Here is a 4,278-nt window from a genome sequence, read left to right as displayed (position 1 = left end):
CTCGCGGATTTTCTATTCGGTTTTTATTTGCTAACTTTAGTGCTTAAACCACGCAACAAACCATATACAAACACGTTGGCAGCAAGTTAAAAACCGAACCGAATGAGTAACTTACTATACTTTCCTTATATAAATGTTCCTAGAACAGATTGGACATTGAGAACTCTACTCTATTATGACAATATAGGTTCGATTGTTCCGCAAGAATATTTCTATGAACCAGAAAGAAACTATGACGAGTTTATGCTTGAATTAGTAAGAGAAGGACTAGTTACACCAATAAACCCAATGGATGTTTTAGATAATCCTTGGGAATCGACCAGACCATTTATTGAATTAATTCGAGAAAACAGAAAAAAACTCGAAAAAGCACAGAATAGGTTTACTGCTGGAAATCGTGGAAATATCCATAGTGACAAATTTTCAAAAGCCAATATACACGCTGATAAGTTTGACCAAGAAATATTTTACCAATTAGAGCAATTAGGTCTTGCTGAAAGTTCAGAAGGGCGTTGGTATTCGGTTGAGAAAAAGACAGCAAATAATCTAATGAATTTTTTAGCAACTTTAATTAGTGCTAAAACAGATAGACTACCAACAACCGATTATGTTAAGCCATTTCACTATCGAAACTCATTTAAAAAAACACAAGAAAAAAGAGAAACAATTTTAAGGAGTTTAATTCCTTTTCCTCAGGATATTGATTTCACTCGATTAATGAGATTTAAAGAAAGACATTCTGACTTATTAGAAGCTTTTAGAACTCAAGTAGAATTAATTGCACTTGACCCAAACATAATTGAGGGAACACCATTATTCTATCAGCGACTAGCGGAATTAACTCAACGAAGAGATGAATTATCTGCCAAAATGAATGAAAGTCGATTTAACAGTATTTTGTTTGGAACCGTTTGTGGTTTAATTGGTTCATATCAAGGAATTGCAGCAGCGTCAACAACAGGAACAATAATTGGAGCATTACCAGGATTTGCGAATGCTGTGTATTCTGCGTTACAGATTGAAAGAGCAGAAAATGTTTTTGACCAAAGCGGACTAAAATATTTAGCACTAGCTGATAAACGATTAAGAAAATAAAAAACCAGCTGCCAACACCGTATAAAATTAATTGCTGGTTTTAGCCAGTTTACGAAAGTCCTCGCGGACTTTCTATCTGTGTTTTATTTGCTAACTTTAGTGCTTAAAACACGCAACTAATCTTATACAAACACGTTAGCTTTAATTAAGAAACACCATAGTTCAATGTCAATATTCGATAAGTTTTTTAAAAATAAAAACGACACTAAATGTCCTCGATGTCTAGGAAAAGGAAATGTAGATTTAAATGATATCGAAAGATTAAATAAGCAATTATTTTGGGGACCTGGAAAGTGCGCTTACTGCAATGGAAAAGGAAAGGTCAGTTCTGAAATGTTATCTGCTATTTCGGAGGATGAAGTATACTTAACAACCGACTTACCAAAAAAAGAAAGAGAAGTGTTTTTAAAAAACAATCCTACTTCTAAAATAGTTGCAAAAGATTATGCACAAAATTTAGAACTATTCGTCGATGAAATTTATAAACTGCATTCTGAAAACAAACTGACTGAAAAGCAAATTGCGGAATACATCGATTCTGAAAAATTAGATTATATAATAAAAGGAGACACTATTGATTATGTGAAAAAAGTTATAAAAATTAAAAAATCTGAAATATAAAAAACTAAAGCTAACACCGTATAAAAATAATTGCGGTTTAGTGCTTAATCAAAGGTCGTTGCGTGTTTGTAACGTCTGATTTTCCTTCGGAAAATCCTCGCATACAAACCCGCAACTATTCTTATACATAAACGTTAGCAGCAATTTAAGCCAATCATCAACTAATGAAATACTTTATAGCAATCGTAATATCACTAATTGGATTATTTATTTTCGGAACAATTCTGAAAACTGAATATTCTCTTGTTTTAGAAATTACTTTTACCATATTGACTTTTATTATAGCTTTTTTCTGGGAATACTCTCTTTTTAATAAAACTATAGATTCTGATTTTAAGATTAAAAGTCAAAGAAAGACAATCAGCCTTTTTGATGTTGGAATGGCAACATTTTGGACACTATACATTTTGCTTTTAAGTGACAACAGAGAAACACTTAGTTATCTGACTTTTGTATTTTGGGCAATTCCTTTTTCGGAATTTATTATGTGGTTTATTTACAAAAAGAAAAAGCCTTACACGATATTTATAAATGAGAATGAATTAATCCTGAATAGACGCTGGATTTTAAAAAGGAATCTGACTGAACTCACTCAAATCCAATACGACCGATTTAGTAAAAATTTAAAACTTGATTTTAAAACAAAACGTGAAGTTTCACTAAAAGTTTCGGAATACAAAACAGATGAAATTCAAAAATTATTAGAAATTCTAATTGAAAAGTCTGAAAACAATGTTTTTGTTCCGAATAATTATGAACCGAAAATAAAAAACAGCTGCTAACACCGTGTATAATTAATTGCTAGGTCACTGCCGACTTACGAACATTCCTGCGGAATATTCTATCTGTGATTTATTTGCTAAATTAGTTGCTTAACCACGCAACTAACCATACACAACAACGTTGTGCGTCATTTAAGAAAAACCCGTGAAATACATTAAACTGATTTTAATTTTAATTTTTTTTAGTTCGTGTTCGACGAATAAATCCGTAATTGGTTTATATGGAAAATGCGGAAAAAGTTACCTTGCTTGCACTCAAATTGAACTGAAATCGGACAAAACATTTGAGTATTTTATTTTTATGGATGTTGGTGGCGGAACTGTAGTCAAAGGAAATTGGGAACAAATATCTACTGACAGTATAAAACTGAACACATTTGAACAACCAAAAAATCCAAGTACGACTTATAGCGGAAAAATAAATCCTGACCGAATTGAGAATATCAAAATTACAATCCGAGATTTGGAATTACCACTTGCAGCTGCATTTATTGTAGTGAATGACCAAAACGATGGAAGAGCAGCAGACGTGAATGGAATTGCGGAATTAGAAAGTCAAGAAATTAAGACTATTACTTATCATTATTTAGGACAAAAAGAAACAATAGAAATCGATAATCCGAATTATAACGAAATAGAAATTATTGTGAGAGATTTGGACTTAAACGCTGTTCCGAGATTTTTGACTGATAAAATAATGGTTTTGAATAACGGAAAATTGTTTTTTAACGATGGATATTCATTAAAGAAAACCCACTTGAAAAACAGACAATGGAAATAAAAAACGAACGCACAACAAAGTATAAAATTAATTGCTAGTGCAAGCCTACTTACGAAAATCCTCGCGGATTTTCTATTCGGTCTGTATTTGCTAAATTAGTTGCTTAAAACACGTAACTAATCTTATACAAACACGTTGTCTATAATTTATGAAAACACTTTTGTTAACATTAATATTTTGTCTTTTTAATCTGAATTCTTCCGAAATTATCGGAAAATATCAAATTGAAAGCAATCGTGCTGGAGATACTCTTGAATTGAAAAAAGACGGAACTTTTGAATATGAATCACGTGGAGACAGTTGTTATATGTGGTCTGACTTTTCGGGTACTTGGGAATTGAAAAATGACGAATTAACACTTTTTCATAACTACTCATTTCAAGAAGAAACGACAGAATATATTGAGAAACTAGATAAATTTTCTAGAGACTTTGTGATATTTGAGGTTACGGATAAAAACGGAAAACCTATATCTGAATTTGAAGTAAAATATTCCATTAATAATGAAACTCAAATCAAGAAAACCGATAAAAATGGAATTATAAAGTTCAATAAATATGATATTGAATCTGGTAAAAATGAAAATGTCGGAATTCAAATAAAATATCTAACTAATGGAAACGAAACATCAGAAAGCACTACTATCAATGGAAATTCTGACAAAATTACTTTGAGAATTAATGACAAACCAAAGACAATTGAGAAAAGAGAAAAATATCGTTTCTCTTATAAAAATGGAATATTAAAGTCAATTGAATTTCCTTACGTTGAAGAAACTAGTACGTATAAAAAACTATAGACAACACCGTGTATAATTAATTGCTTGGTCACTGCCGACTTACGAACATTCCTTCGGAATATTCTATCTGTGATTTGTTTGCTAACTTAGTTGCTGAAACACGCAACTAACCATACACATCGCCGTTGTGCTTAATTTATGAAAAACATACTGCTGACATTAATAATCCTGACTTTGATTTCTTGTAATCAACTCACAAA

Annotated in this window: 5 protein-coding genes; all 5 read left to right on the top strand. The window is 31.3% G+C overall.

Annotated features, from left to right (window positions below; all coding sequences use genetic code 11):
- The first annotated feature begins 102 nt into the window (after window positions 1-102).
- The 5 genes from Q0807_RS18755 to Q0807_RS18735 all read left to right on the top strand — a co-directional run bounded on the left by Q0807_RS18755 (window position 103) and on the right by Q0807_RS18735 (window position 4,078).
- Window positions 103-1,095, top strand: a complete 993-nt coding sequence (locus Q0807_RS18755; protein ID WP_301162047.1) for a kinase — start codon at window positions 103-105, stop codon at window positions 1,093-1,095.
- A 165-nt stretch (window positions 1,096-1,260) separates the two neighbouring features.
- Window positions 1,261-1,716: a hypothetical protein gene (locus Q0807_RS18750; protein ID WP_301162046.1), complete on the top strand. Its 456-nt coding sequence runs from the start codon at window positions 1,261-1,263 to the stop codon at window positions 1,714-1,716.
- Window positions 1,717-1,880: 164 nt separating this feature from the next.
- Window positions 1,881-2,498 (top strand): hypothetical protein, encoded by a 618-nt coding sequence (locus tag Q0807_RS18745; RefSeq protein WP_301162045.1) that lies wholly within the window; start codon window positions 1,881-1,883, stop codon window positions 2,496-2,498.
- Between the two features lie 145 nt (window positions 2,499-2,643).
- Window positions 2,644-3,279 (top strand): hypothetical protein, encoded by a 636-nt coding sequence (locus tag Q0807_RS18740; protein ID WP_301162044.1) that lies wholly within the window; start codon window positions 2,644-2,646, stop codon window positions 3,277-3,279.
- A gap of 148 nt (window positions 3,280-3,427) precedes the next feature.
- On the top strand, window positions 3,428-4,078 hold the full coding sequence (locus tag Q0807_RS18735) for a hypothetical protein (protein WP_301162043.1): 651 nt from the start codon (window positions 3,428-3,430) through the stop codon (window positions 4,076-4,078).
- The last annotated feature ends 200 nt before the right edge of the window (window positions 4,079-4,278 follow it).

Origin of the sequence: uncultured Winogradskyella sp. (assembly GCF_947495255.1) — a bacterium.
In the GTDB taxonomy this organism is placed as follows: Bacteria; Bacteroidota; Bacteroidia; order Flavobacteriales; family Flavobacteriaceae; genus Winogradskyella.
Note: the sequence above shows the minus strand (reverse complement) of the source record. Positions and strands in the feature narration are given on the sequence as shown.

Coding starts and splice junctions, on each gene's coding strand:
- Q0807_RS18755 (WP_301162047.1), top strand. CDS start 103: ATGAGTAACTTACTATACTTTCCTTATATAAATGTTCCTAGAACAGAT.
- Q0807_RS18750 (WP_301162046.1), top strand. CDS start 1,261: ATGTCAATATTCGATAAGTTTTTTAAAAATAAAAACGACACTAAATGT.
- Q0807_RS18745 (WP_301162045.1), top strand. CDS start 1,881: ATGAAATACTTTATAGCAATCGTAATATCACTAATTGGATTATTTATT.
- Q0807_RS18735 (WP_301162043.1), top strand. CDS start 3,428: ATGAAAACACTTTTGTTAACATTAATATTTTGTCTTTTTAATCTGAAT.